Origin of the sequence: Mucilaginibacter lappiensis, from assembly GCF_050433765.1 — a bacterium.
Taxonomy (GTDB): domain Bacteria; phylum Bacteroidota; class Bacteroidia; order Sphingobacteriales; family Sphingobacteriaceae; genus Mucilaginibacter; species Mucilaginibacter lappiensis_A.
The window spans coordinates 347,240-372,571 of the sequence record NZ_JBNPWP010000003.1 but is presented as its reverse complement, the minus strand read 5'-3'; the positions used below and the strand labels follow the sequence as shown (position 1 = coordinate 372,571).

Below are 25,332 nucleotides of genomic sequence, written 5' to 3'. Positions count from 1 at the left end.
AAGATTATTACAATGAGTGAAATTATAAATACAAAACAAGATCAAAGTCAACCTGATGATAACTCCCCCTTTAGGGGGCAGGGGGGCTACTATAGCGGCCCTGACGGTAACTCCCCCTTTAGGGGGTTAGGGGGGCTATTACGTGAAAATATAAAACGACTTGTACCCTACTCGTCCGCGCGTGATGAGTACCAGGGTGAGGCCAGTGTTTTTTTGGATGCTAATGAAAATGCCTTTGGTTCGCCGCTGGCACAGCAGTTTAACCGTTACCCTGATCCATTGCAGTATGAGGTTAAAAAACGTTTAACTGCTATTAAAGGTGTACCGCCGCGCAATATATTTATAGGCAATGGCAGCGACGAAGCTATCGATATCCTTTTCCGCAGCTTTTGTAACCCGGGTGTTGATAATGTGATCATTGTGCCACCAACTTATGGCATGTACCAGGTATCGGCCAATATCAATGATGTAGAGGCCCGCAAGGTTTTACTGACCGAAGATTACCAGCTTAACCTGGAAGGCATTGCCGAAGCTATTGACGAACATACCAAGCTTATTTTTATCTGTTCGCCCAATAACCCAACAGGCAACTCCATTAACCGCGAGGATGTAGAAACCCTGCTGGCTAACTTTAACGGATTGGTTATTGTTGATGAGGCTTATATCAATTTCAGTCGCCAAAAAACTTTTATACAGGAGCTTACCGAGTATGCCAATCTGGTGGTGCTGCAAACGCTATCCAAAGCCTGGGGACTTGCAGGCTTACGCGTAGGTATGGCCTTTGCCAGCGAGGAGATCATAGAGGTGATGAATAAAGTTAAACCCCCTTATAACGTAAACGAAGCATCACAGCAGTTGGCGTTGGAAGCACTCTCCAATATCGACCAGGTGAACAACTGGATCAAAGAAACTTTAGTACAGCGTGACAGGCTGGTACTTGAATTGAAATTGTTTGATTTTGTGCTGGACATTTACCCGTCAGATGCTAACTTTATCCTCGTGAAAACCACCGATGCCAACGGTATCTACAACTTTCTGGTCGATAAAGGCATCATTATACGCAACCGTTCAAAAATTGAACTATGCGAAGGTTGCCTCCGTATAACCGTAGGCACGCCCGATGAAAACACCCTATTACTCCAAACTTTACAGAATTTTAAATGAGCAACCTACAGAAAATATTGTTTGTTGACCGCGACGGCACCATGATCAAAGAACCTGCTGATGAGCAGATAGACTCTTTTGAAAAATTAGAGTTTTATCCGGGCGCATTAACCTATCTGCCTAAAATTGCCAAAGAGCTTGATTTTGAGCTGGTGATGGTTACTAATCAGGACGGTCTGGGAACAACATCGTACCCGGAAGATACCTTTTGGCCGGTGCATAACTTTATCCTGAAAACGTTTGAAGCTGAGGGTGTAAAGTTTAGCAATATTGTAATTGACCGTACCTTCCCTGCCGAAAACGCGCCTACCCGCAAACCGGGTACTGCCCTGTTGACCCAATATTTGGATACCGAAAAGTATGATCTTAAAGGCTCATTTACCATTGGCGACCGCAAGAATGACGTATTATTAGGACGAAATTTAGGTGCAAAGGCCATCTGGCTCAATAACAATTCGGGATTAGGTGGTGCTGAATTTACAGAAGCTGATCATATTGGTGATACCATCGCTTTAGAAACAACCGACTGGCAAAAGATCTACGAGTTCCTGAAACTGGGTCAGCGTGTGATTGAACACCGCCGCAGCACTAAGGAAACCGATATTTATATCAAAATAAACCTTGATGGTACAGGCGAGGCAAAGGTTTCAACCGGTCTGCATTTTTTTGACCACATGCTTGACCAAATTGCCCGCCACGGCAGCATCGATCTGGAAATTATAGCCAACGGCGACCTGCATATTGACGAACACCATACTATTGAAGATACCGGCATTGCTTTAGGCGAGGTTTTTGCAGAAGCATTAGGTAATAAAAAAGGAATTGAACGCTACGGTTTTTGCCTGCCAATGGATGACTGTTTGGCACAGGCAGCTATTGATTTTGGCGGCAGGAACTGGATTGTATGGGATGCTGAATTTAACAGGGAAAAGATTGGCGAAATGCCTACCGAAATGTTTTATCATTTCTTTAAATCATTCTCTGACGCGGCTAAATGTAATTTGAATATAAAAGCCGAAGGACAAAACGAACATCATAAAATTGAGGCAATATTTAAAGTATTTGCCAAGGCAATAAAAATGGCCGTAAAACGTGATGTAGATAAGATGGTTTTACCAAGTACTAAAGGGGTATTGTAGGAGCCCCCCAGCCCCCTGAAGGGGGTGCTTTTGATGAGCATAATGGACAGAAATCAGGAAAATACAGATAGCACTTCAACAGCTCCCCCTTCAGGGGGCGGGGGGGCTGTTGGCATAATAAGATACGGGGCAGGTAATATTTTTTCGCTCACAGCGGCTTTGGAGCGGCTGGGCATCCCTTATGGTATGATCAATAGCGAGGAGGATTTTGAAAAATTCGACCGTTATATTATTCCGGGTGTGGGCCATGCAGGCGCTGCCATGCGTAAATTGGAACAAACCGGATTGGTACCTACCATTAAGGCGCTTAACAAACCTACACTGGGAATTTGTGTAGGGATGCAGTTACTTACGTCCTATTCTGAAGAGGGCGATACCAACTTACTAAATATCTTTCCAATTAAAACTTTAAGGTTTAAGGATAGTAATTTATATAAAGTACCACATACCGGATGGAACCAGGTATTTCCTGAAAAAGAAAACCCATTATTTCAAAATATTCCGGCCGGATCACACTTTTACTTTGTACATTCATACTTTATTGAGTACGATAAAGCATACACTTTATCCTCGGCCACATACAATAATGAATTTTCGGCATCAATTTGGCATGATAACTTCTACGGCGTACAATTTCACCCTGAAAAATCAGGCGTGTATGGCGAAACACTGTTAACAAACTTTTCAAAATTATAAAAGACATGTATATTATCCCCGCTATTGACATATTGAACAAAAAGGTAGTGCGTTTACGTGAAGGCGATTACGGTCAGGTAACAGAATACGATGTTACACTTGAAGAAATGATTGAACGATACCAAAGCAATGGTACCAACTTTATACATATCATAGATCTGAACGGCGCTAAAAACGATTTCAGCAACCAGCAATACCTGTTTGATGTGATCCGCAAAACCGACATGAAAGTGCAGTACGGCGGTGGCATCCGCAGTATTGATAAAGTTAAAGAACTTATTGATGCCGGCATTCACCGCGTTATTGTAGGTACACAGGCGCTTACTAACCCTAACTTTTTATCTGAGCTGAGTTCGGCTATTTGCGGTCGCGATAAATGCTCAGACCAGGTGGTTATCGCCATTGATGTGCTCGACGAGGTGATCAAATACTCCGGCTGGATGGAAAGCTCGCCTATTAAGCTTAAGGACTACATTGATAAATGCCTTGCGTTAGGCTTTTTCCGTTTTTTATGCACCGATATTAATAAGGATGGTAAACTGGGCGGTGCCGGTATAGAACTGTACGAAAAACTACTCGATCATTCGCCTTTCATCAAACTCATTGCATCAGGTGGTGTAAGTTCTATGAAAGATATTGAGCAGCTAAGCCGCTTAAAAGTAGAATCGTGCGTAGTTGGCAAAGCCATTTACGAGGGCCACATAACTATTGAAGACGTAAAAAACTGGAATCTGGAATCCCTTATTTCAATATAAGCAGCCCCCCGCCCCCTAAAGGGGGAGTTTTTGATTAGCATTATGAAAAAACAGATGTTCGGTGGTGCCAGTCATCTTATATTTAAAAATGCACATGCGTTAAGATATAATATGACTCAAGCAGAAACTGTGCTTTGGGGATATTTAAAGGGGAACCAACTTGGTGCTAAGTTCAGAAGGCAGCATCCCATAGGAATTTACATAGCTGATTTCTATTGTCATCAACATACATTGATAATTGAATTAGATGGCAGCATTCATAACTTACCAAATATAATTCAAAATGATATTGAACGTCAAGTCAACTTAGAGCTTGATGGCCTCAAATTATTAAGATTTACAAACGAACAAGTATTCAACAACTTAAATAAAGTATTGGAAGATATAAACACGCAAATCAAAGGCACCCCCTTTAGGGGGCGGGGGGGGCTTGCCAAGCGCATTATCCCTTGTCTTGACGTTAAAGACGGCCGCACGGTAAAAGGTGTGAACTTTGTTGATCTTCGCGATGCCGGCGACCCGGTTGAACTGGCCTGGAACTACTCGCGCCAGGGAGCCGATGAACTGGTTTTCCTGGATATTACCGCTACGGTTGAACGCCGTAAAACCATGGTTGAACTGGTGAAATCAGTAGCGCGGCAGATCAATATACCATTTACTATAGGTGGTGGCATTAACGAAATTGCCGATGCCGATGCGCTGTTAAATGCCGGTGCCGATAAAATTTCCATCAACTCTGCAGCTGTACGTAACCCTGCCCTGATAGATGAACTGGCCAAAGCATTTGGGGTTCAGTTTGTAGTAATAGCGGTTGATACCCGCAGCATTGGCGATAAAAATATCGTTCATTTAAATGGCGGTCGTTTGCCAACTGAGCGCGAAACATTGGAGTGGATACTGGAAGCTGAAAGCCGTGGCGCAGGCGAGATCCTGCTGACCTCTATGGATCATGACGGCACTAAAAATGGATTTGACAATGGCTTGCTAAAAATAGTTAACGATGCCGTACATATCCCTGTAATTGCCTCGGGCGGTGCAGGCGCCGTGCAGCATTTTGTTGATGTATTTGAAAAAACAAATGTTGATGCAGCGCTGGCAGCATCGGTATTTCATTATGGTGAAATATTGATACCCGATTTGAAAGCTGTATTAAAAAGTAATAATATTGAGGTAAGGATTTAATGAGGTTCGGGTGCGTGTTATGGGTTTCCTGAGACGATTGCTCCAAAACCTCGCAAATGTCATCCCGAATTTATTTCGGGATCCCACATGCAAAGTCTACAACATCAGATGTAATACCTTGCTTATGGGGTGCTGAAACAAGTTCAGCATGACCCAATTTTTTAACAAACACACGAACCACAAACCTGGCAACAGGCAACAGATATGAATATAGATTTCAACAAAACAGACGGACTGGTACCGGTAATTATTCAGGATGAGCAAACTTTAGAGGTGCTGATGCTGGGCTATATGAACCAGGAAGCCTATGATAAAACCGTACAGGAAAACATTGTTACTTTTTTTTCCCGCTCAAAAAACCGTTTGTGGACCAAAGGCGAAACCAGCAGCAACTTTCTGCATGTAAAAAACATCAGCATTGATTGCGATAATGATACTATCCTGATCAAGGTTAAAGCCGATGGCCCAACCTGCCACACCGGCTCACGCAGCTGTTTTAAAACCGAATACAACCAGAACTTTATACTGGAACTGGAAAACATTATTGCCGACAGGTACGAAAACCCGGTAGAAGGTTCCTATGTAAATAAACTGCGCAATAAAGGACTTAATAAAATAGCACAAAAGGTAGGCGAAGAAGGTGTAGAAACCGTTATAGCAGCCCTGGCTGAAACAGAAACCGACCTGATCAATGAATCGTCCGACTTGGTTTTTCACCTGCTGGTACTACTACGGGAAAAAGGCCTCGACCTGAAAACCATAGCTAAAAATTTAGAAGGAAGACACAAATAAGTCTTAAGCCCATAGTCGATAGTCCATACCAATTGGATTTAAGGCTATGGTCTATGCATAAACTATCGACCGATTATGATCACCGTTGAAAAAATAGCTGAACTAACCGGGCACGGCAATCCCATTTTCACACTGGAGCTTTCGCAAAAGCCGGGTATATTATTTACCGGTGGCAATGATAAGGGCTTGGTTGAATGGAGCCTGAAGGATTTTACTTTTATAAAAGTGATGTTCCCGGTTAATGCTTCTATCTATGCTATTCATGGTCCTGCCGGTTACCCTTTATTGTTTACCGGTTTGCGCAGCGGCGAGGTTTTGGTGTTTGATTTTATTCAGCAAAAGGTCATTAAATCGCTCAGGCATCATCTTAAACCAATTTTCGATATCAAATCTATCAGCAAAAAAAAAGAATTGCTCATAGCATCTGAAGATGGAACGGTATCGGTATGGAACCTGGAAACGTTGGAGATGGTGCATAGCATCAAAGTATCAACCGATACTGTACGTTGCATAGCCATTTCGCCCGACGAAAAACAAGTGGCTTTTGGCTGCCGCGATAATGCCATCAAAATTTACGATCTGGAAGATTATGCGTTGCTGAAGGCTCTTCATGGTCATACCATGTCGGTTTTTGCATTGGCCTACAGTCCCGATGGTACTTATCTTGCATCCGGTGGGCGCGACGCACAAATAAAAATTTGGGATAGTGTAACCTATCAGCCCATAAAAAATATTCCCGCGCATTTATTCGCGGTTAACCATATTTTGTTTCACCCTTCCCTGCCCTACTTTGCTACGGCAAGCATGGATAAAGGCATCAAGATATGGGGAGCGGATGACTTTAAATTATACAAGATCATCAGCCGCGAAAAAGGGCATCCCAGTCACCCCCTGTCTGTAAACAAGCTGGCCTGGAACGGCGATCAACTGATATCAGTAAGCGATGATAAAAAGGTTATCATTTGGGATATTAAGTTTGATTGATAAGGAAAATAATTTCCTCATTAAATTCCCTCCCCATGGAAGGGGTGCGTTGAATTGTGTGATGGCAGGGAGGGGTTTCTACGCCTAATATAAGCTGATAATGTTCACCAAATCCCTTCCTCCCCTTCCCCGAGGAAGGAATCGCACTATCCCCGCTTTTCTCTATTTTTAGAAGAATTATATCATCTATCACATAAACGCCTTATACTATGCAATGTATGCGTATGGCGTTTTTGTTCTTCAGAGTAGATCCCATCCTTATCAATCGTATCAATTTTTACTTTACCCGATGCATGAATAATATGTTCATCATTTAGCAGGATACCCACATGCGTTACGCGGCCTTCCGCATTATTGAAAAACGCAAGGTCGCCTAAACGGGCCTGGCTTAAGCTTTCCACCAAAACACCTTCCTGAACCTGCTGACTTGCATCGCGCTTTAGCTGAATGTTGTTCAGCTTAAATACAACCTGTGTAAACCCGGAGCAGTCAATACCAAAATGCGTGCGACCACCCCATAAATATGGCGCATTCAAAAACGACTTTGCCGTTGTGGCTATATCCTCACGCTCGCCTATTTCACCTATGATCTCAAAACGTTCGGTGCCTATGTGGCATGTTGTGCCTTCTAAAAAAGCAAGCGAGCTGCCTGCCGGCAAATAAACAACGCTATTGTCAGCAATTTTCCAGGCCTGCGTTACCGCCCGGTAAGTTAAAGGCGACTTTGTACGTTTAAGACTTTTATAGGCTATATGGCCCAGCATAACAAATTGCAGCCGGCCTATCCATCCTGTATAGTTATCATTTTCGGTGATGATCTTTATCCATCGCTCACCCCATTCTATGATTTCAAATGCCTCGCCAAATAACACTTGCGACACCTGTTCGCTCCGGTCATTTGGCTCTGCACGCAGCGGGATTACCGCAAGGTTACAAATACCGTATTCCATTTATAATAGTTGTATACAAAATAAATAAAAATAAATTATACATTTGTAAGTACTTACGTAAATACTATGTCAATAATTGATGAACTGGAAGAATTAGCCTTTGGAGCAAGGCTAAAACGCTTGTATGAATATTTTGCCAAAGATGTTGTTTTGATCTATAAAGATGAGCTACTTAATTTTGAGCCAAAGTATTTTACCCTTTATTATTTGATCAGCAAACAGGGCGAAGCCGGCGTAACCGAGATTGCCGAAGAACTGGGCCTTACACATCCCGGCGTTATCCATCTGGCTAAGGAACTGGAGGAACTGGGTTTTATTGAATCGGTAAAATCGGCAACGGATAGCCGCAGGCGAATGCTCCGGTTATCAAAAAAGGGCCGGGAATCATTACCAAAATTTGAGCGGGTTTGGGTTAAAATAGTCGCGCTTAATAAAGCGCTTTTCAGCAGCCAGCAAAACAATCTGCTAAACGCCATTATCGAAACCGAAGCGCAATTAAATGAAAAGCCTTATTATCAGCGGTTCCAGGAAATGTTTAATCCGCAAGGTCATAGCGCGGTAAAGGTAATCACCTATGAGCCGCAATACGCTCGTTATTTTAAAAATCTGAATATTGAGTGGATCAATACTTACTTTACGGTAGAAGAGCATGACCTGGAGCAGCTCAATCACCCTGAGGAGCATATCCTGGCCGATGGTGGCGAAATACTTTTTGCGCAGATCAATGATGACATTGCCGGCACTTGTGCTCTGATCAAAACCGGCCCAACGGAGTATGAACTGGCCAAAATGGGTGTTAGCCCCAAATACCAGGGGCGTAAAATTGGCAATTCACTTATGGATGCGGCCATAGCCAAAACAAAAGAACTGGGTGGCACAAGGCTTTGGCTTGGATCAAACAGAAGGCTCACCCCTGCATTATCGTTATACAGAAAATATGGATTTAAAGAATTTAAGGTAGTAGCAACACCCTACGCCCGCGCCGATATACACATGGAGCTTGAGCTGGGAGAAAAGATTTGAGATGTTAGATATTAGATTGGAGACATCTATTTAAAATCACATTAGTCAAATTATCAGGTACAAAAAAGGGAATAGCAAGCTATTCCCTTTTTTTATATCATCAAAAAACGGATATTATTCGTTCATGTGCAGCCAATCTTTTTTGGCTAACAGTTCTTCTTTGCTTTCGCGTATATCTTCGTCATCCACACAACAGTCTACAGGGCATACAGCTGCACACTGCGGCTCATCATGAAACCCAACACACTCTGTACATTTATCAGGCACAATGTAATATATATCGTCAGACAGGGCAGCTTGTGTTTCTTCGGCATTTAATGTATTACCATCGCCAAAATCAATAACACCTTTAAGTCCCGTACCATCGCTAAAACGCCATGCCGCGCCTGCATCATAAATGGCATTATTAGGGCATTCAGGTTCGCAAGCTCCGCAGTTTATGCATTCATCGGTGATTTTAATCGCCATATTTCTAAATATCTAATATTCTCAATTAACTTTGCCTGCAATTAACAAGCGTACAAATATAACAAAAAAAGGTTTTAAGGGTTTAAATCCTTACCATATATATGTCAAAAATTAATACAATAAGCGCAATAAATTCATTTTCAGGTTTAGGAAAGCAGTTACAGGAGCCAGATTCACAACTTATGGCTATTATTAATGATGAACAATATCACAATGCCTGGTTCACTCCCGAAAGTGTTTTAAGAGCTGTAACCGCCATTGGTAAAATGCTTAACGAGGCCGATCTGCAAACCTGGCTATCAAAATACAACCTCGATAATAGTAAACCCGGTAAAAAAGTGGGACTTATTTTGGCAGGCAATATCCCGCTGGTGGGTTTTCATGATGTATTGTGTGTACTGGCTACGGGCAACCACGCGCTTATTAAAGCATCATCGCAGGATGCGCGCCTGATCAAGCAAGTACTGCAACGCTTAGTTGATATTGATGACAGCTTTGCCGATCAGTTCAGTTTTGTGGAAAGATTAGTGGATTTTGATGCCATTATAGCCACCGGCAGCAATAACAGCTCGCGTTATTTTGATTATTATTTTGGCAAAGTGCCTAACATCATCCGCAAAAACCGTAATAGTATAGCCCTGCTTACCGGCACCGAAACGACCGAAGAACTCTTTAATTTAGGTCATGATATTTTTGATTATTATGGTTTGGGCTGTCGTAATGTGTCAAAATTACTGGTACCTGAAGGATATATCTTCAATTTCTTTTTTGAGTCGATAGAGGATCATAAGGCCATTATCCATCATCATAAATACAACAACAATTACGACTATAACAAATCCATATATCTGGTAAACAGCGATAAACACCTTGACAATGGATTTTTAATGGTGAAGGAAGATGAAAGGATGGCATCGCCCCTGTCGGTAGTATATTTTAGCTATTACACTGATTTGCCGGCTGCACAACAATTACTTACGGAGCAAAGCGAAAACATACAGTGTATTGTTACCACGGCGCTCATCAATGTGCCTAACCAGGTGGTGGGTTTTGGCCACAGCCAGCAACCCGCTTTATGGGATTATGCCGATGGTATTGATACAATGCATTTCTTGGCAAATCTTTAAAATAACAATACCTTTGGAGGTAAGTGGTCATTGAGTCACTCGGTCATTAAGTCATTGAATTGTTCAATACACCAATGACCTAATGATGCAATGACTTAATGACTCAAAACAATGTATATTATAAAAGTTAAAGGCGTTGCCAAAATACCTGATTATGTACAGCTGCGGGATGATAAATTTACGCTGCTGGCCTATTTCAGGGTTGACAGGCCCGAAAAATCATTGGACAAGGCAGGATTGGCCGATAAGGCCGAATACATTATGAATATTATAAAGGATTTGCCTTTTGGGCAGATTTTAAAATTAGAGCTATAAAAAAAGATGATCGGAAACTCTATTATTAAGCTAAACAATGTTGATATTTTTCAGCAGGCGCACCTGGTATTATCAAACGTTAACCTGCATGTTGATAAAGGGGATTTTGTATGGTTGATAGGCCAAACAGGATCAGGCAAAAGTAGCCTGCTTAAAGTGATCTATGGCGATCTTGGTATCAGGAATGGTACCGGCCACGCCTGCGGCTATGAATTAAGCAAACTTCCGGGCCGCGATGTTCCGTACCTTCGCCGTAAGTTAGGCATTGTTTTTCAGGATTTTCAATTACTTACCGACCGCTCTATTGAACAAAACCTGCTTTTTGTAATGCGCGCCACCGGCTGGAAAGATAAAAAACTGATAGCCGACCGTACCCTTGATGTGCTTGAAAAAGTAGGCTTGCGCTCCAAATTAAAGAAAATGCCGCATGAACTGTCGGGTGGCGAGCAGCAACGCGTGGTAATTGCCCGCGCCCTGCTTAACGACCCCGAGATCATACTGGCCGATGAGCCAACCGGTAACCTTGATCCTGAAACATCCGAAGAAATTGTGCTGCTGCTTAAACAGATCAGCCAGTCGGGCACCTCGGTATTGGTTGCTACACATGATTATCATATCATACGCGCTTTCCCATCACGCATTATCAAATGCGAAAACGGTAAGGTTTTGGAAGACGCGGAGATTTAACCGCTGATTATTTTTGATTTCAGTGATTGCGTTGATTTTTGTCTGAACCAGGATTTATAGGATTAAGTGATTACCCATGATTACTTTATAATGTAAAAATCCTGTAATCCTAAAATCTGTTTAATCAAGGTTCAGATAAAATCAAAAAGGCAATCAACGCCATCATCGTAATCAAAAAAATCAACGGTCAAAATCAGCGGTCCACCTGCCACTCCTGCGTAAAAGGTGTCACACCTGTCTGATATAAATACACGGTACTGACAGCTTGTCGGCTTTAGGGCAATGGCAGGATACTTGATTGGCACTATCAGCTATGAAATTTAACGATATGTTGAAGAAAAAGAAGAAAGAAAATACGGATACTCCAGAAAATATTAATGTGGCAAATCATGAAAATATAGCCGGTGACGGCCAGGAACAAGTTCAGCCTACTGAAACTGCTGAACAGGAACCAATAACATCTCCGGAAGATCTTCTGAAAGAAGAACTGGCCCAGGCAAATGATAAATATCTGCGCTTATATGCCGAGTTTGACAATTTCAGAAGACGCACCATAAAAGAACGTGCTGAAGCCCGCGAAACTGAAGGTAAAGAGCTCATCGTTGCCTTATTGCCGGTTTTAGACGATTTTGAGCGAGCGCAGCGTTCTATGGAAAATGCGGTTGATGTTGCCCCGGTTAAAGAGGGTGTTACCTTAATTCAAAACAAATTAAAGAACATACTCGCGCAAAAAGGCTTAAAAGAAATGGAATCGATAGGCGCGCCATTTGACGCCGACCTGCATGAAGCCATCACTAACATACCCGCCCCTACCGACGACTTAAAAGGCAAGGTAATTGATGAAATGGAAAAAGGTTATTCCCTGAAAGACAGGGTAATACGTTTTGCCAAAGTAATAGTAGGAGCATAAATTGATTTCGGATTTGGGATGTTCGATTTGAGATTTACCTAAAATGAACATCTTCTCCTGATATCAAAATAAAAAATAAAAAAATCCGAAATCGAAATTCCGAAATCCGAAATAAAAAATTATGGCTAAAAGAGATTATTACGATATCCTGGGTGTTGCTAAAGGTGCAGATGCCGATGAGATAAAAAAGGCATATCGTAAAATGGCTATTAAATATCATCCCGATAAAAATGAGGGTGACAAAGAAGCTGAAGAAAAATTTAAGGAAGCAGCCGAGGCTTATGAAGTTTTAAGCAGTCCTGAAAAACGCCAGCGATATGACCAGTTTGGTCACGCGGCCAATGCTTCATCGCCAAATGGTGGTGGCTATGGCGGTGGTGGCATGAATATGGACGACATATTCAGTCAGTTTGGCGATATTTTTGGCGGTGGCAGTCCGTTTGAAGGCTTTTTTGGCGGCGGTGGCCGTCAGGGCGGCGGTGCTGGCGGCAGGCGCGTAGCCCGTGGCAGTAACCTGCGCATTAAAGTGCGTTTAACTTTAGAGGAAATTGCCAACGGTGCCGAAAAGAAAATAAAAGTTAATAAACAGATCGTCTGCAGAACCTGCGACGGTTCTGGCGCTAAAGATAAATCATCGTTCCAAACCTGTAAAACCTGTGGTGGCTCGGGCGCGGTGCGTAGGGTAACCAATACTATATTGGGCCAGATGCAAACTACCAGCACCTGCCCTACCTGTAACGGCGAAGGCAGTACCATACTGTCAAAATGTACAGTATGTCATGGCGATGGCGTGGTACGCGGCGAAGAACTGATCACCATAAACGTACCTGCCGGTGTAAGCGAAGGTATGCAGTTAAGCATGAGTGGCAAAGGTAATGCAGCCCCACGTGGCGGTGTACCGGGCGACCTCATCATACTGATTGAAGAGGTACCTCATGAAACATTAAAACGCGACGGCAATAACGTAATATATGACCTGCATGTAAACTTTGTTGATGCAGCCATTGGTACCACTGTTGAAGTACCTACCATTGACGGTAAAGCCAAGATCAAGATAGATCCGGGAACACAAGGTGGTAAAATACTGCGCCTAAAAGGTAAAGGTGTACCCGAAGTGAACTCCTATCACCGCGGCGACCAACTGGTGCACATCAACATCTGGACACCAAAAGCATTAAGCCGCGAAGAACGCGAGATATTGGAAAAGCTGCAATCCTCCCCTAACTTTAAACCTAATCCGGGCAAAAACGAAAAAAGCTTCTTCGAAAGGATGAAGGAATATTTTGAATAAGGCTTAAAGCAGAATGCAGAAAGCATTTTAAAAAGCTCAAAATCGTTATGATTTTGGGCTTTTTTGTTTGATTGATTTGCTATAATGCTTATTATTGATAACATGCATACCCACATCAAATCAATACTCAGCATAGCTCTATTATTTTTCATTTACAGCCAGCTTTCAGCCCAAACCCCATCCATCCGCAACAATTACCAAACAGAAGCGGGTGTGCCTCATCTAAAAATTGAGCGGAATATGATCTACTCGCCGGATAAGGAATGGCTGTATAATCATCATCCGTCCATCATTCGTTTTAAGGACAAGTTTATAGCGATATGGAGCAACGGTTTAATTGATGAGGATTCGCCGGGCCAGCGGGTGGTGTATGCTACCTCGACCGATTTTGTGCATTGGTCGAAACCCCAGGTACTGGCATCCCCGGTAAAAGTTAATGATACCCTAACCGTACTTACGGCGGCTGGTTTATATCAATACAGAGGTACACTGGTAGCCTATTACGGCGAATACACCAAGCATCGTCAAAACACCCACCTGTGGGCAAAAACCAGCACCGATGGCCTGCACTGGAGCAATGCTATAGATATGCACGTACCACTGATCCCCAATCACGGGCCCGAAGCTATTAAAAGCGGCCGGCTCATCATCAGCGGTAATTTCCTGTTTCCTTATACCGATGACCCTCGCGGTATCTCAGGCTGGAAACTGAGCAGCTTTTACCCCGATTCACTATACACACAGGACAATTCTGCCGCCTTTTATGCCCCGGCTGCCAAATTGGGCCTGCCGCCATTGTGCGAAGGTTCATTTTTTCAAACGGATGACAATGTATTGCACATGCTATTGCGTGTAACCGGCAAGGGATGGAAGGGTCATCTTTGGCTTACCGAAAGCAAGGACAATGGCGAAAAGTGGTCGCGCCCCACGGAGGCTGCTTTTTCTGACAACGACAGCAAGTTTCATTTTGGCCGCTTACCTGATAAACAGTTTTATTACGTGGGTATCCCCGATACCCTGCACCATTATGACCGCAATCCCCTGGTTTTATCACTTTCCAGAAACGGCGAAGCTTTCGATAAAAACTATATTATAGCCGATGAATTGTACCACCTTAAAAAAGAAGGACTTTGGAAAGGCGGCCAATATGGCTATTCGCATACCATCATTTATAATGGCTATATGTATGTGATCATATCCCGGCAAAAAGAGGCCATTGAAACTTTAAGATTCAGCTTAAAACAGCTTCGCTAATAGTCACTATACAAAAGTCCGGCACTATAACAATCCCGGACTTTTTGTTTCCCCAATAGTTAGTTTATAAATTGCCGTTTAAACCGTAACCTGATGATAAACCTTAAATCAATCCGCTTCATTACCTTAATTGCTTTTATAAAAATTGCTATTCTAATAGTTTTCTTGTATTTGGATTTAAATGATAAGATAACCGGAAATTATGCCCGATACTTGTTCACAAGCTTATCCCTGATTACTTTTATTGCTATTGTAGTTTACCTGTTTGGCATTCTGAAATTCCTGGGAGAAAGCAATTCTGTGCTTATTGCATTTAAGATTTTTATTGGATTTGAGTTGGTTAGTTTTGTATTAGGCATGACATTGGGTCTGTTCCTTAAGTCCTATTACTACTACGCGATCATGGAAATAGCACGCTTTTGCGTATTATTATATTTAGCTATTCAGTTAACTAAGATGCAAGACCCTATCCTTAAGCCTTCATTTGCGTTTTTCGGGGTAGCATCACTCGTAACCTGTATACTCATGATGGTTGCACCGGTTTATATTTCAGCAGTAATAAAATCCATGATTGTTAAACCTCCTGTGGATACTATACGCCATATGTATACATTTTTAGGCATAGCTGACATACTTACATTAATAGCGGTAATTATTATATTAAATCAAATGCAGGAACGGCTTAACTATGCAGAAGGACCAGCTAAGAAAGATCCTTTTTTTGCTGGGTATGAAGGAAATTCAGAGGAGAAATAAACCCTTTAGAATTTGTGAAGCATAAATCTTCAATGCTTGATAGTTGATGTAACATTTCGCCATGACCTGTATCTAAAGCATAAATCAATTAACTATTGTAACCTTTATACATGCTAAGCATACGCCATATTGTTAAACAATACGCCGGTCACCGGGCGTTAAATGATGTAAGTTTAGAGGTTGAAAGCGGACAAATATTTGGACTTTTAGGACCAAACGGTGCCGGTAAAACCTCACTTATACGTATCGTAAACCAGATAACCGCGCCAGACTCGGGCGAGATCTATTTTGACGGACAAAAGCTCAACCAATCACATATTGAACGTATTGGCTATTTACCCGAGGAACGCGGCTTGTACAAAAAAATGGAGATCGGCGAGCAAATGATATACCTGGCCCGCCTGAAAGGCCTGAGCCGCGACGAAGCCAATAAACGCCTGAAATACTGGTTCGAAAAGTTGGGCATTGAAGGTTGGTGGAAAAAAAAGATAGAGGAACTTTCAAAAGGGATGCAGCAAAAGGCCCAGTTTGTGGCCACCGTACTGCATGAGCCCGACCTGATTATCCTCGATGAACCATTCAGCGGTTTCGACCCGGTGAATGCCGAGGTGATCAAGGACGAGATCCTGGAGCTTAACCGTAAAGGCGCTACTATCCTGTTCTCAACCCACCGCATGGAATCGGTAGAGGAGCTTTGTGATTCCATTGCCCTTATTCATAAATCAGAGAAAATACTCGATGGCAAGGTGAAGCACATCCGCAACTCCTACCGCAATGATACCTACCTGATTGAGTATACCGGGCAGCAGTTAAACTTTAACGGCTCACAGCCTTTTGACATTATTGGTGAAACCATTTCTGACGATGACAGGCATACCATCCGCATCAGGCTCAATGGCAACCACAACTCCAACGATGTGCTGCAATACCTCATTCCTCAAACCCGAATCAACATGTTGCAGGAAGTGATACCGAGCATGAACGAAATATTTATTGAAAAAGTAAACCTGATTCCTTAAGCCATGAACAAAGTATTACTCATTATACAGCGCGAATACCTTACCCGTGTCAGGAAGAGATCATTCATAGTGATGATCTTTGTGGTACCATTGCTGATATTTGCTATGGGCGCTATTATTGCATTGGTAGCTAAGGACAGTGATAAATTAAGCAGCGAGCAGGTTGTTAATGTGGTTGATGAAAGCAACATTTTTTCCGATAAATTTCACGATGTAAAAAACATTAAGTTTAAGCCGGTCAAAGCATCCCTGGAACAATTGCAAGTGGCCGCCAAAACCAACGAAAGCTTGCTGATATTATCTATTCCGGCTGATTATGATAAAAAGAACGTCGTTAAAGTATTTTCAAAAAAGAAACCGTCCCTACTCATTACCGACGAAATAGGGAGGCAAATGAATGATATTGCTGTTAATAATAGTATGCTTCAGCACCATATTGATCCCGTCATTGTTAAGTCTATCAAGAGTAATATAGCTGTAAATGCGGTTGAACTTACCGATACCGGCGCCAAAGATGCCAATGTAGGTCCCAATATGGCCGTAGGCATTGCTTGTGCCATATTGATTTACATATCCCTGTTTATTTATGGGGCACAGGTAATGCGAGGTGTTATTGAAGAAAAAACAAGCCGTATTATTGAAGTGATCATATCATCAGTTAAGCCCTTTCAACTCATGCTGGGTAAAATAATTGGCGTTGGTCTGGTAGGATTAACGCAATTTGGCGCCTGGATAATTTTATCTGTAATATCAACCAAAATAGCCGGTGAGGCATTTAATTCACCACAAGGATCAATGATGGGTGCTCTTGCAGTACTGCAAACCATACCGTTTGGATATATCCTGGGTTGTTTCCTGTTCTATTTTCTTAGTGGCTACCTGCTGTACAGCGCCTTATTTGCAGCGGTAGGCTCGGCTGTTGACAGCGAGACAGAAACACAGCAGTTTATGTTCCCAATTACGTTACCGTTGTTTTTCACTTACATACTGTCAGTGTCCGTTTTATTCCGGGCGCCCGATAGCGCTTTGGCTGTGTGGCTTTCCATTATACCATTTACATCGCCTGTGGCTATGATGGTCAGGATACCTTTTGGTGTGCCTGGCTGGCAACTGGCATTATCCATGTTTATGATGGTAGCCGGCTTTTTATTCACAACCTGGGTTGCAGCACGCATTTACAGGGTTGGTGTTTTAATGTACGGCAAAAAAGCAAGTTTTAAAGAACTCGGCAAATGGTTCTTTTATAAAGAGTAACTGGCAACCTTCAAAATAAATATATAAATCCCCGGAATATTTAAACAATTTCGGGGATTATTTATTTTAGATGCATGACTAAACGCGTTGCCATAATGGACCTTGGTACCAATACCTTCCATTTATTAATTGCCGAGGGCACTGTGAATAACTATCACGAAATTGTACACTACCACGAAGCCGTAAAACTGGGCGAAGGCGGCATTAACAAAGGGTATATTTTACCCGAGGCTTTTGAGCGCGGAATAAAAACTATGCAACAGTTTCAGGACCAGATCAAAGCAAACCAGGTACAGGAGATACGGGCTATAGCTACATCGGCCCTGCGCAGCGCATCAAACGGCAACGATTTTATTAATGAGGTAAAAGCTAAAACAGGTATAGGCATCGAGATCATCAACGGCGAGCAGGAGGCTGGCCTTATTTATAAGGGCGTAAAGATCAGCGGTTGTTTATCTGACCAAAACTCGCTCATTATGGATATTGGAGGCGGTAGCGTGGAGTTTATTTTAGGCAATGTCGATAACATCATCTGGAAACAGAGCTTTGAAATTGGCGCGGCCCGCTTAATGGACCTTTTTCACCGTACTGATCCTATCCCCCCGGCATCAATTGAAGCGCTAAACCTGTATTTGGAAGATAGTTTACCCGATTTGTTCAGCGCTGTTACAGGACATCAGGTTGATACCTTAATAGGCTCATCAGGCGCGTTTGAAACCTTTGCCGAAGTTATCGAAACAGAAAAGGGCAACCCCTTTGATCTGAAAACCACCAAAAACTACAGCTTTGATGAAGAAGAACTGTTAACCCAGACCAATAAATTCGTCCAATCAACCCACCTGCAACGAGCTGCCAATAAAGCCATTATACCTGTCAGGGTTGATATGATCGTGGTGGCCTCGCTTATTACCCGGTTCATTATGCATAAGCTCGAAATCCACAAAGTACTGATGTGTACCAACTCATTAAAAGAAGGGGTTTTGGCGGGGATGCTGGATGGTTAAAATATCCTATTTATTTTATACCTGCCTATTCAAGCGTCCACGCTTGAATAAAGTCTTGGTTAAGCGTCCACGCTTACTTCAAATATTATTCTGTGAGCGTGGAGCTCACACTTGTATAAGTTCAAGCGGAGGACGCTTGAACTGGCCAATGAAATGCTGGATTAATGAGTAAAAACAACCCAACATGATGAAAAGCCAATGAGTAAAACAACAAGTGCACTTAATAACAATTCTTTACGATAAACAAAAATTGCCATTATCAAACAAAATGCAACTTGAAATGCAATAAAAATTGCCTCTACTAATATAATCAACTCTTCATTATTGAATACCCGCCAGTAAATTGTATAGGCAATGAGCACCAAAAGGTTAATACCCACAATAATCATTTTAGTATTGGAGTCGGAATTGTTTTTCTGTGGTTCTCCCATATTATTAATGCATATTCCCCAGGCTCCCGAACGATACGCAGGTTGAAAACCCTATAACCAAAACAAGTAATGCACTCAGGAGCCACATCCAGCTTCGTTTTACTATAGCCATAATAATACAAACAACTACATGGATCAATATTAAAAAAGCATCAAATATAATGTCCCCGCCACCGGAATCAATTGAACATAGTACGGCATAAATTGCCAGTATAAGAATATTTATACCCACAATTTTCATCCCGGCATAACTTTTATTTTGTTCCTTTATGGGAATGTTCTTTATACCTCCGGGATTTTCATCGGCGGGCGAAGGGCTTTCGTCTTTGTTATCTTCCATTATACAGGTATTTCGTTTCGTAATTGTTCCAGGTATTCCCGTTTATCGTCACGGTAAAAAATGTTCATGGTTTCAAACGGGATGATCTGCATATCCTTGTTTACAATATGCACGCATGATTTTTTAATGGCGCGCACATCAAAGTTCTGCGCGTCAATAAACTGCATAATGATCACCCTGAACAGGTTATCATAACTCAGACTTGGTGCGTCAATCTCCGGCAGGCAGCATAAAAGCGAATGCAGATGCTCCTTTGCCTTATCAACCGAATTACCGGTGCTGAACATATTGAGCAAATGCCCTTTCAACCGTTCGTCCTGCTCATATACAATGGTGTTGCGAGAATTATCCAGCAGGTCATCCGGGTTTATCATGCGGGTTAAGGGGATCACCTCGCCGCCCAGTTTAAGGGCGTAACCCATTACCAGCGCGTCGGGATTACATGGTACGGGGATCAGGTCGTTCTTATTAAATATGTTAGTTTGTTCCAGTATAGCGGTTCGTACCTCTGTCAGGGTATAACGGTCGGTTTTTTCATTAAAATTCTCCAGGCGGCCAGCCTGCTGTGTTGGCTGAAAAGTTACCCCACGTACACTGGGTTGTTTCAACGCGTATTCAATTATCTTCCCTATTTCATCGGTATTTAAACCCTTTTGCAGGGTAACCACCAGCGTGGTCGACAAATTATATTTATTTAAATGCTCAATAGCCTTGATCCTTACCTCGCGCAGATCCTCGCCCCTAAGTTGCTCAAGCGCTTCTTTCTTAAAAGAATCAAACTGCAGGTATATTTCAAAATCGGGCATGTAGGTAGCCAGGCGTTTCACAAATTGCTCATCCTTGGCTATCCTGATGCCGTTGGTGTTTACCATGAGGTGTTTAATGGGCTTGGTTTTGGCAATATCCAGGATCTCAAAAAACTGCGGGTGCACGGTAGGCTCGCCCCCGCTTATCTGTACCACATCTGGCTGGCCTTCATTTTCCACAATTACATCCAGCATCTGCTCAATTTCCTGCAGGGTGCGGTGGCGGCCATAAGTGGGCGACGACATGGCATAACAGGTTGGGCAGCTTAAATTACACCGATCTGTAATCTCAAGCACGGTAAGGCAGGAATGCTGTTCATGATCCTGGCACAGGCCGCAATCATACGGACAGCCATAATGTGTTTTAGCGTTAAATTTAAGCGGCATTTCGCTGCGCTTGGCATAGTTGCGGCAATTTTTATAGTATTCTATATCGGTGGCTATCAGCACCTTTTCAAAACCATGCTGGCGGCAATTTTTAAGCATGTAAACCTTATCATCCTCAAAAACTATTTTAGCGTCTACCCTGCGCAAACAAGTGGAGCAAATGCTCAGCGTAAAATCATAATATATATACGGGCGTTCAGGCATGGGGTTTGGTTAGTTTTGATGGATATAGAAATACTTTATAATAATACAAAATACCCGCGATACAAACCAATTGAATTACCGACAGGCCAAAGCCGAAAAAGTAATCGGGCTTAATAAATTCCACAAAAAGCCTAAACAGCAGGTAACTCACCATAAACAGTTTAAACCTTGCGCCATCAACAAAAGGATTTTGTTTTTCAAAAGCTTTCAGCCCTATCCAAAGCAACAGCCAAAATAATATCTCGTACAAATTGGTGGGGTGCCTGCGGGTACCATCACCAAAATCAATGGCCCAGGGAAGGTTGGAAGCAATGCCGTAGGTTCCATCCTCCAGGCCGGCAAGGAAACATCCGGTACGTCCTATCACCATAGCCAGTATCAGCGGGTAAACCATCAGATCGCCAGATGATACAGTTACGCCTATTTGTTTCTTGGTAAGCTCTACCCCAATTAAACCACCCAGCATACCGCCAACTATGGTTTTATTACCCATAAAATAAATAATACCGAACTGCGACAGCAAAGTAGGGTTTTCCAGCACACCAACTACATGCGAGCCAACAAACGCCCCAAATGCCGCACCGATGAAAATAATAAGCCGGTTATGGTCGGTTATTTTATCTGCACTTTGTTTACGCAGCCAGGCATAATACCTGTAGCCCAAAAAGTAAGCCAGTGTTTCGCACACAAAATGTACCGGAATGGATGATTTGCCTATAGGAATATTTACAGGGAAGTGCAAGGTTATATAGCGTATTAGTTATACAGGCAATGTACCAATCCTCTGTATCTTTTTTAAAGTAAAATAAAATTTACCACCATCCTTTGTATATTGTGAGCTTAAATACGCTCTATGAAATTAAAATTTACTGGCTTTGGCTTACTTGCATTATTAGCGATCACCGCTCAAGCGCAAAAAAGAAAGGTCAATCCTGATGATACTACTTCAAACTATAACCCGGCCGCTGCGTTTTCGCCCCAGTTTTATACCGAAAAAGGCAATGATTTCCATGCGGCTAATGGCAATCCCGGCCCAAAATACTGGCAAAACCGCGCCAACTACCAGCTAAATGTTAAGCTGGATACCGTTAGCAAAACCATCAGCGGTACCGAAACCATTGATTATATCAACAATAGTCCTGATGAGCTGCAATACCTGTGGCTGCAGATGGATCAGAATACTTATAAAAAAGATGCCCGCTCCAACTTTGTTACAGGCTTTGCGCCAAAGCCAGATCAGCATACCAACGGTTACCAGATCGAGTCGGTTGCGGTGGATGAAGGCGGCGTGGTTAAGCCCGTAAAATTTGTGATAACCGATACGCGTATGCAGGTTAGGCTGCCAAAGGCTGTGTTACCCAACAAAGGCCAGGTACGTTTAAAAATTAAATACCATTATACCATTCCCGGCGCTTTTGGCGGTCGTACGGATTATGTAGATACCAAAAACGGCAAGATCTATGAAATTGCACAATGGTTTCCGCGTATGTGTGTGTATGACGACAGTCGCGGTTGGGATACCCTGCCATTTTTGGGCAGCGGCGAGTTTTATTTAGACTATGGCGATATTGACTACAGCGTAAATGTGCCCTGGGACATGATTGTAGCCGGCTCAGGCGAGTTAGTGAACCCGCAGGATGTATTGACAGCCAAACAAATAACCCGTCTTAACGCCGCCCGCAACAGCGATAAAACGATCATGATCCGCGACCTGGCCGAGGTAAATGATCCGGCAAGTCGCCCTGTGCAAAAAGGCACCCTTACCTGGCACTTTAAAATGTTCAACACACGCGATGTGGCTTTTGGCGCATCAAAAGCTTATATATGGGATGCCGCGAGGGTAAACCTGCCCGATGGTAAAAAATCGCTGGCCATGTCTGTTTATCCGGCCGAAAGTTATGGTAATGATGCCTGGGGCAGGGCTACGGAGTATTTGAAAAAATCCATAGAATATTTTTCGGAGAAATGGTTTGTTTACCCCTATCCTGTTGCTGTTAACGAGGCTGGCATAGCCGGCGGTATGGAATATCCCGGTATTGTGTTTGATGGTATTACCGACAAAGGCAGCGAGCTTTACTGGGTAACCGCCCATGAAATTGGTCACAACTGGTTCCCGATGATCGTTGGATCTGACGAGCGCCGCTTTGCCTGGATGGACGAAGGCTTTAACACTTTTATTGATGTGTATGCCTCTGATGCTTTTAACAAAGGCGAGTATGCCCCTAAACGCGATGGAGAATACGCTCCCGGTGGCGGTAACCCTGCCGAGGAGATCATCCCATCGATAACCGATCCGGGTTCACCAACTATTATGACCGCGCCTGATGCCATTGCCGAAAAATACCGTCACCCCCTCACCTATTTTAAACCTGCATTTGGAATGGTTTTGCTGCGCGAGCAAATTTTAGGTAAAGACAAGTTCGACTACGCTTTCCGTAATTATATCAATAAATGGGCATACAAACATCCGCAGCCCGATGATTTTTTCAGATCGATGGAGAATGGTGCAGGCGAAGATTTGAGCTGGTTTTGGAAAGGCTGGTTCTACAACAACTGGACGCTTGACCTTGCCCTGATAGACGCTAAACAGGTAGATAATAAAGGCGCTAAAGGCGTAAGTATTACTGTGGTAAATAAAGAACAGCTACCCATGCCTTTTACTGTAGAGGTAAAATACAAAGATGGCAGCAAAAACCGCACTTACCTGCCGGTTGAAACCTGGCTGCAGCATAAACAGATCACCCTTACTCTTCCGGCTACCCAGGAAGCAGAAAGCGTAACCGTTGACCCGGATAATGCTTTGCCCGATTTGAACAGGAAGAATAATACGTTGAAAGTGAAGTAATTTGTCTGAACCGGGATTCATTGGATTTTGAGATTGCCAGGATTATTGCTTTTAACACGCTGTCCGAAGTCTCCGACTTCGGACAATTATGTAGCCATATTCAAAATAAATGAATTATATATTTTACTGCATTTATAGTACCCAGTATTTGGATGGTAAAAATAAAAAGAACAAAACATCCTGGTTTGATGCATTGGGCTTGATGATAGCTGGAAGCTTGGGCTGGGCAGGAGTTATTTTTGAGATTTTTTACTTTTATGTATTAAACGAAAACTTCCCTTCTGTCTCAAAAATCGAAATTGTATTGATTGCCTTTCTCTTTTTTTACATGCATTACTTTTTTTTCATCAGGGACAGAAAATATGATCGTATTTATGAGCGATATAAATCTATTGATCGTAAGAAAACTGAAAAACTGATTTGCGTAGCATATATATTTGTGCCCCTCTTATCAAGTATATTTATCGCGATGATATGGCATAAAGTAATATCATAGAAATGGTTTTGCCGGTTCAAGCGTCTTAGCTTGAGTTGACAGGTTACTGAATTAACGTGTGTCATCTCGAACGAGGTACGAGGAGAGATCTTATACGCTGGATATGTTAAATCGTATAAGATTTCTCCCTCCGATCGAAATGACAATGAGTAAAGAAATTGACCCAACCATTACCCCAAACGTTTAAATATCCGCAGAAAGTCAACCCTTTAAAAAGTAATCCCGCACGGCCTGCGCCACTTCTGCGGGTGCGGTATTATCCGGGCCAAAGTGGTCAAGCTTAGGAAATTCTTTAACCTGCGATGACGGTAATACTTTGGTCAAAGCTTCGATAGCTTTGCTTACGTATCTGAGTCCGCTTTTGCCGCCATGCATCAGCAGTACATCAGCCTGCACCTCACGGTAGTTGGGGTAAGTATTGTTTTGATTGCCCACCTCAATATGTTCAAGCAAATTAGCAGGGAGTAAACCATATAATTGTTGACGCTCTTTACGTTTGATAAATATCCGCAGCATGATCTTCATCAACCAAGGCGGCAGCTTTTGAGCCTTTTCTGGCCCTGCACTTATGGAAAAAGCAGCAAATGCGTCAAGGTATTTCTCTACTGACAAGAATTTTTGATATGCCGGCATCCAACTCATGGATATCGCCCCGTCAACAGATACACCCGGTTCATAAACGGCTATCCTTTTAAAGTCTTGATTATTGCGCGCGGTTTCAAGCACCACCAAACCGCCATAACTATGACCAAACAGATATTTGGCATTTACCTTTTTTTGTAAAGCGGCCACATCCTCACATTCTTTAATAATGCTGTAATCCTTACCCTGCGGACCGCTCAAACCACGCCCTCGGCGGTCTATCGCGTAAACCGTAAAATCTTTTCCCAGGCACTCAGCCATAGTATTATAGTCTGCGGCCATCGAAAGCGCGCCGTGTACCAGGATAAGACCAGGGCCGCTGCCCATGGTGTAATAACTGATGCTTGTACCGTCGTTCGAGGTAACCCTATTTTGATAATGAGGCGTGTTGATATGAGTGGTAATCATGGA

General features: G+C 42.7%; 26 protein-coding genes and 2 pseudogenes. 21 read left to right on the top strand and 7 right to left on the bottom strand.

Annotated features, from left to right (window positions below; translation table 11 throughout):
• The first annotated feature begins 12 nt into the window (after positions 1-12).
• The 8 genes and pseudogenes from hisC to M2273_RS11770 all read left to right on the top strand — a co-directional run bounded on the left by hisC (position 13) and on the right by M2273_RS11770 (position 6,712).
• Complete coding sequence (gene hisC, locus M2273_RS11805) at positions 13-1,164, top strand: histidinol-phosphate transaminase (protein WP_429396966.1); 1,152 nt, start codon at positions 13-15, stop codon at positions 1,162-1,164.
• Complete coding sequence (gene hisB / locus M2273_RS11800) at positions 1,161-2,303, top strand: bifunctional histidinol-phosphatase/imidazoleglycerol-phosphate dehydratase HisB (RefSeq protein ID WP_429396964.1); 1,143 nt, start codon at positions 1,161-1,163, stop codon at positions 2,301-2,303. Before hisC ends, hisB begins: the two co-directional genes overlap by 4 nt.
• Positions 2,304-2,345: 42 nt before the next feature.
• On the top strand, positions 2,346-2,999 hold the full coding sequence (gene hisH, locus M2273_RS11795) for an imidazole glycerol phosphate synthase subunit HisH (RefSeq protein ID WP_429396963.1): 654 nt from the start codon (positions 2,346-2,348) through the stop codon (positions 2,997-2,999).
• Positions 3,000-3,004: 5 nt separating this feature from the next.
• Positions 3,005-3,754, top strand: a complete 750-nt coding sequence (locus tag M2273_RS11790) for a HisA/HisF-related TIM barrel protein (protein ID WP_429396961.1) — start codon at positions 3,005-3,007, stop codon at positions 3,752-3,754.
• 42 nt (positions 3,755-3,796) lie between these two features.
• Positions 3,797-4,141: pseudogene (locus M2273_RS11785) on the top strand (endonuclease domain-containing protein); the annotation flags it as partial.
• A gap of 9 nt (positions 4,142-4,150) precedes the next feature.
• Positions 4,151-4,936 carry an imidazole glycerol phosphate synthase subunit HisF gene (gene hisF / locus M2273_RS11780; protein ID WP_429397502.1) on the top strand — a complete coding sequence of 262 codons (786 nt, stop codon included), beginning with the start codon at positions 4,151-4,153 and terminating at the stop codon, positions 4,934-4,936.
• Positions 4,937-5,125: 189 nt separating this feature from the next.
• A pseudogene (gene hisIE, locus M2273_RS11775) lies at positions 5,126-5,728 on the top strand (bifunctional phosphoribosyl-AMP cyclohydrolase/phosphoribosyl-ATP diphosphatase HisIE); the annotation flags it as partial.
• A gap of 75 nt (positions 5,729-5,803) precedes the next feature.
• Positions 5,804-6,712: a WD40 repeat domain-containing protein gene (locus M2273_RS11770; RefSeq protein WP_429396959.1), complete on the top strand. Its 909-nt coding sequence runs from the start codon at positions 5,804-5,806 to the stop codon at positions 6,710-6,712.
• 182 nt (positions 6,713-6,894) lie between these two features.
• Here M2273_RS11770 and M2273_RS11765 read toward each other — a convergent pair whose 3' ends face one another.
• Positions 6,895-7,662 (bottom strand): NlpC/P60 family protein, encoded by a 768-nt coding sequence (locus tag M2273_RS11765; RefSeq protein WP_429396957.1) that lies wholly within the window; start codon positions 7,660-7,662, stop codon positions 6,895-6,897.
• 66 nt (positions 7,663-7,728) lie between these two features.
• Between M2273_RS11765 and M2273_RS11760 the strand changes: the two genes are divergently transcribed.
• Positions 7,729-8,685, top strand: coding sequence for a bifunctional helix-turn-helix transcriptional regulator/GNAT family N-acetyltransferase (locus M2273_RS11760; protein WP_429396956.1), 957 nt, complete (start codon positions 7,729-7,731; stop codon positions 8,683-8,685).
• A 114-nt stretch (positions 8,686-8,799) separates the two neighbouring features.
• Here the strand turns inward: M2273_RS11760 and M2273_RS11755 are convergent, their stop codons facing one another.
• Positions 8,800-9,153 (bottom strand): 4Fe-4S dicluster domain-containing protein, encoded by a 354-nt coding sequence (locus M2273_RS11755; RefSeq protein ID WP_429396954.1) that lies wholly within the window; start codon positions 9,151-9,153, stop codon positions 8,800-8,802.
• A gap of 101 nt (positions 9,154-9,254) precedes the next feature.
• On the opposite strand from M2273_RS11755, the gene M2273_RS11750 reads away from it, so the two are divergent.
• The 10 genes from M2273_RS11750 (at position 9,255) to M2273_RS11705 (ending at position 18,770) form a co-directional block, all read left to right on the top strand.
• Positions 9,255-10,280 (top strand): acyl-CoA reductase, encoded by a 1,026-nt coding sequence (locus M2273_RS11750; RefSeq protein ID WP_429396953.1) that lies wholly within the window; start codon positions 9,255-9,257, stop codon positions 10,278-10,280.
• A 111-nt stretch (positions 10,281-10,391) separates the two neighbouring features.
• A complete protein-coding gene (locus tag M2273_RS11745) occupies positions 10,392-10,595 on the top strand; it encodes a fructose-6-phosphate aldolase (protein ID WP_429396951.1) in 204 nt (67 codons plus the stop codon).
• A 6-nt stretch (positions 10,596-10,601) separates the two neighbouring features.
• Entirely contained in the window at positions 10,602-11,282 is a 681-nt protein-coding gene (locus tag M2273_RS11740) for a cell division ATP-binding protein FtsE (protein WP_429396949.1), read from the top strand.
• A gap of 328 nt (positions 11,283-11,610) precedes the next feature.
• Positions 11,611-12,192: a nucleotide exchange factor GrpE gene (locus M2273_RS11735; protein WP_429396947.1), complete on the top strand. Its 582-nt coding sequence runs from the start codon at positions 11,611-11,613 to the stop codon at positions 12,190-12,192.
• A gap of 121 nt (positions 12,193-12,313) precedes the next feature.
• Positions 12,314-13,483 carry a molecular chaperone DnaJ gene (gene dnaJ / locus M2273_RS11730; RefSeq protein ID WP_429396945.1) on the top strand — a complete coding sequence of 390 codons (1,170 nt, stop codon included), beginning with the start codon at positions 12,314-12,316 and terminating at the stop codon, positions 13,481-13,483.
• 102 nt (positions 13,484-13,585) lie between these two features.
• Positions 13,586-14,737, top strand: coding sequence for an exo-alpha-sialidase (locus tag M2273_RS11725; protein ID WP_429396943.1), 1,152 nt, complete (start codon positions 13,586-13,588; stop codon positions 14,735-14,737).
• Positions 14,738-14,830: 93 nt separating this feature from the next.
• On the top strand, positions 14,831-15,493 hold the full coding sequence (locus M2273_RS11720) for a hypothetical protein (protein WP_429396941.1): 663 nt from the start codon (positions 14,831-14,833) through the stop codon (positions 15,491-15,493).
• Between the two features lie 110 nt (positions 15,494-15,603).
• The gene (locus M2273_RS11715) at positions 15,604-16,512 is read left to right on the top strand and encodes an ABC transporter ATP-binding protein (RefSeq protein ID WP_429396939.1); all 909 of its coding nucleotides are present in this window, start codon (positions 15,604-15,606) and stop codon (positions 16,510-16,512) included.
• Positions 16,513-16,515: 3 nt separating this feature from the next.
• On the top strand, positions 16,516-17,766 hold the full coding sequence (locus M2273_RS11710; protein ID WP_429396937.1) for an ABC transporter permease: 1,251 nt from the start codon (positions 16,516-16,518) through the stop codon (positions 17,764-17,766).
• 74 nt (positions 17,767-17,840) lie between these two features.
• Positions 17,841-18,770 (top strand): exopolyphosphatase, encoded by a 930-nt coding sequence (locus tag M2273_RS11705; RefSeq protein ID WP_429396935.1) that lies wholly within the window; start codon positions 17,841-17,843, stop codon positions 18,768-18,770.
• 161 nt (positions 18,771-18,931) lie between these two features.
• Here the strand turns inward: M2273_RS11705 and M2273_RS11700 are convergent, their stop codons facing one another.
• From M2273_RS11700 to M2273_RS11685, 4 genes are read right to left on the bottom strand one after another with little or no spacing between them, the layout of a single operon-like run.
• Complete coding sequence (locus tag M2273_RS11700) at positions 18,932-19,201, bottom strand: hypothetical protein (RefSeq protein ID WP_429396933.1); 270 nt, start codon at positions 19,199-19,201, stop codon at positions 18,932-18,934.
• A 4-nt stretch (positions 19,202-19,205) separates the two neighbouring features.
• Complete coding sequence (locus M2273_RS11695; RefSeq protein ID WP_429396932.1) at positions 19,206-19,541, bottom strand: hypothetical protein; 336 nt, start codon at positions 19,539-19,541, stop codon at positions 19,206-19,208.
• Positions 19,541-20,938, bottom strand: coding sequence for a radical SAM protein (locus M2273_RS11690; RefSeq protein WP_429396930.1), 1,398 nt, complete (start codon positions 20,936-20,938; stop codon positions 19,541-19,543). Before M2273_RS11690 ends, M2273_RS11695 begins: the two co-directional genes overlap by 1 nt.
• Complete coding sequence (locus tag M2273_RS11685) at positions 20,931-21,680, bottom strand: prolipoprotein diacylglyceryl transferase (protein ID WP_429396928.1); 750 nt, start codon at positions 21,678-21,680, stop codon at positions 20,931-20,933. Before M2273_RS11685 ends, M2273_RS11690 begins: the two co-directional genes overlap by 8 nt.
• Positions 21,681-21,791: 111 nt before the next feature.
• On the opposite strand from M2273_RS11685, the gene M2273_RS11680 reads away from it, so the two are divergent.
• Both M2273_RS11680 and M2273_RS11675 read left to right on the top strand, forming a co-directional pair.
• On the top strand, positions 21,792-23,783 hold the full coding sequence (locus M2273_RS11680; RefSeq protein WP_429396927.1) for a M1 family metallopeptidase: 1,992 nt from the start codon (positions 21,792-21,794) through the stop codon (positions 23,781-23,783).
• Positions 23,784-23,931: 148 nt separating this feature from the next.
• Positions 23,932-24,279: a hypothetical protein gene (locus tag M2273_RS11675; RefSeq protein ID WP_429396925.1), complete on the top strand. Its 348-nt coding sequence runs from the start codon at positions 23,932-23,934 to the stop codon at positions 24,277-24,279.
• Positions 24,280-24,480: 201 nt separating this feature from the next.
• On the opposite strand, the gene M2273_RS11670 is transcribed toward M2273_RS11675, so the two are convergent.
• On the bottom strand, positions 24,481-25,329 hold the full coding sequence (locus tag M2273_RS11670) for an alpha/beta fold hydrolase (RefSeq protein WP_429396923.1): 849 nt from the start codon (positions 25,327-25,329) through the stop codon (positions 24,481-24,483).
• Positions 25,330-25,332 lie beyond the last annotated feature (3 nt).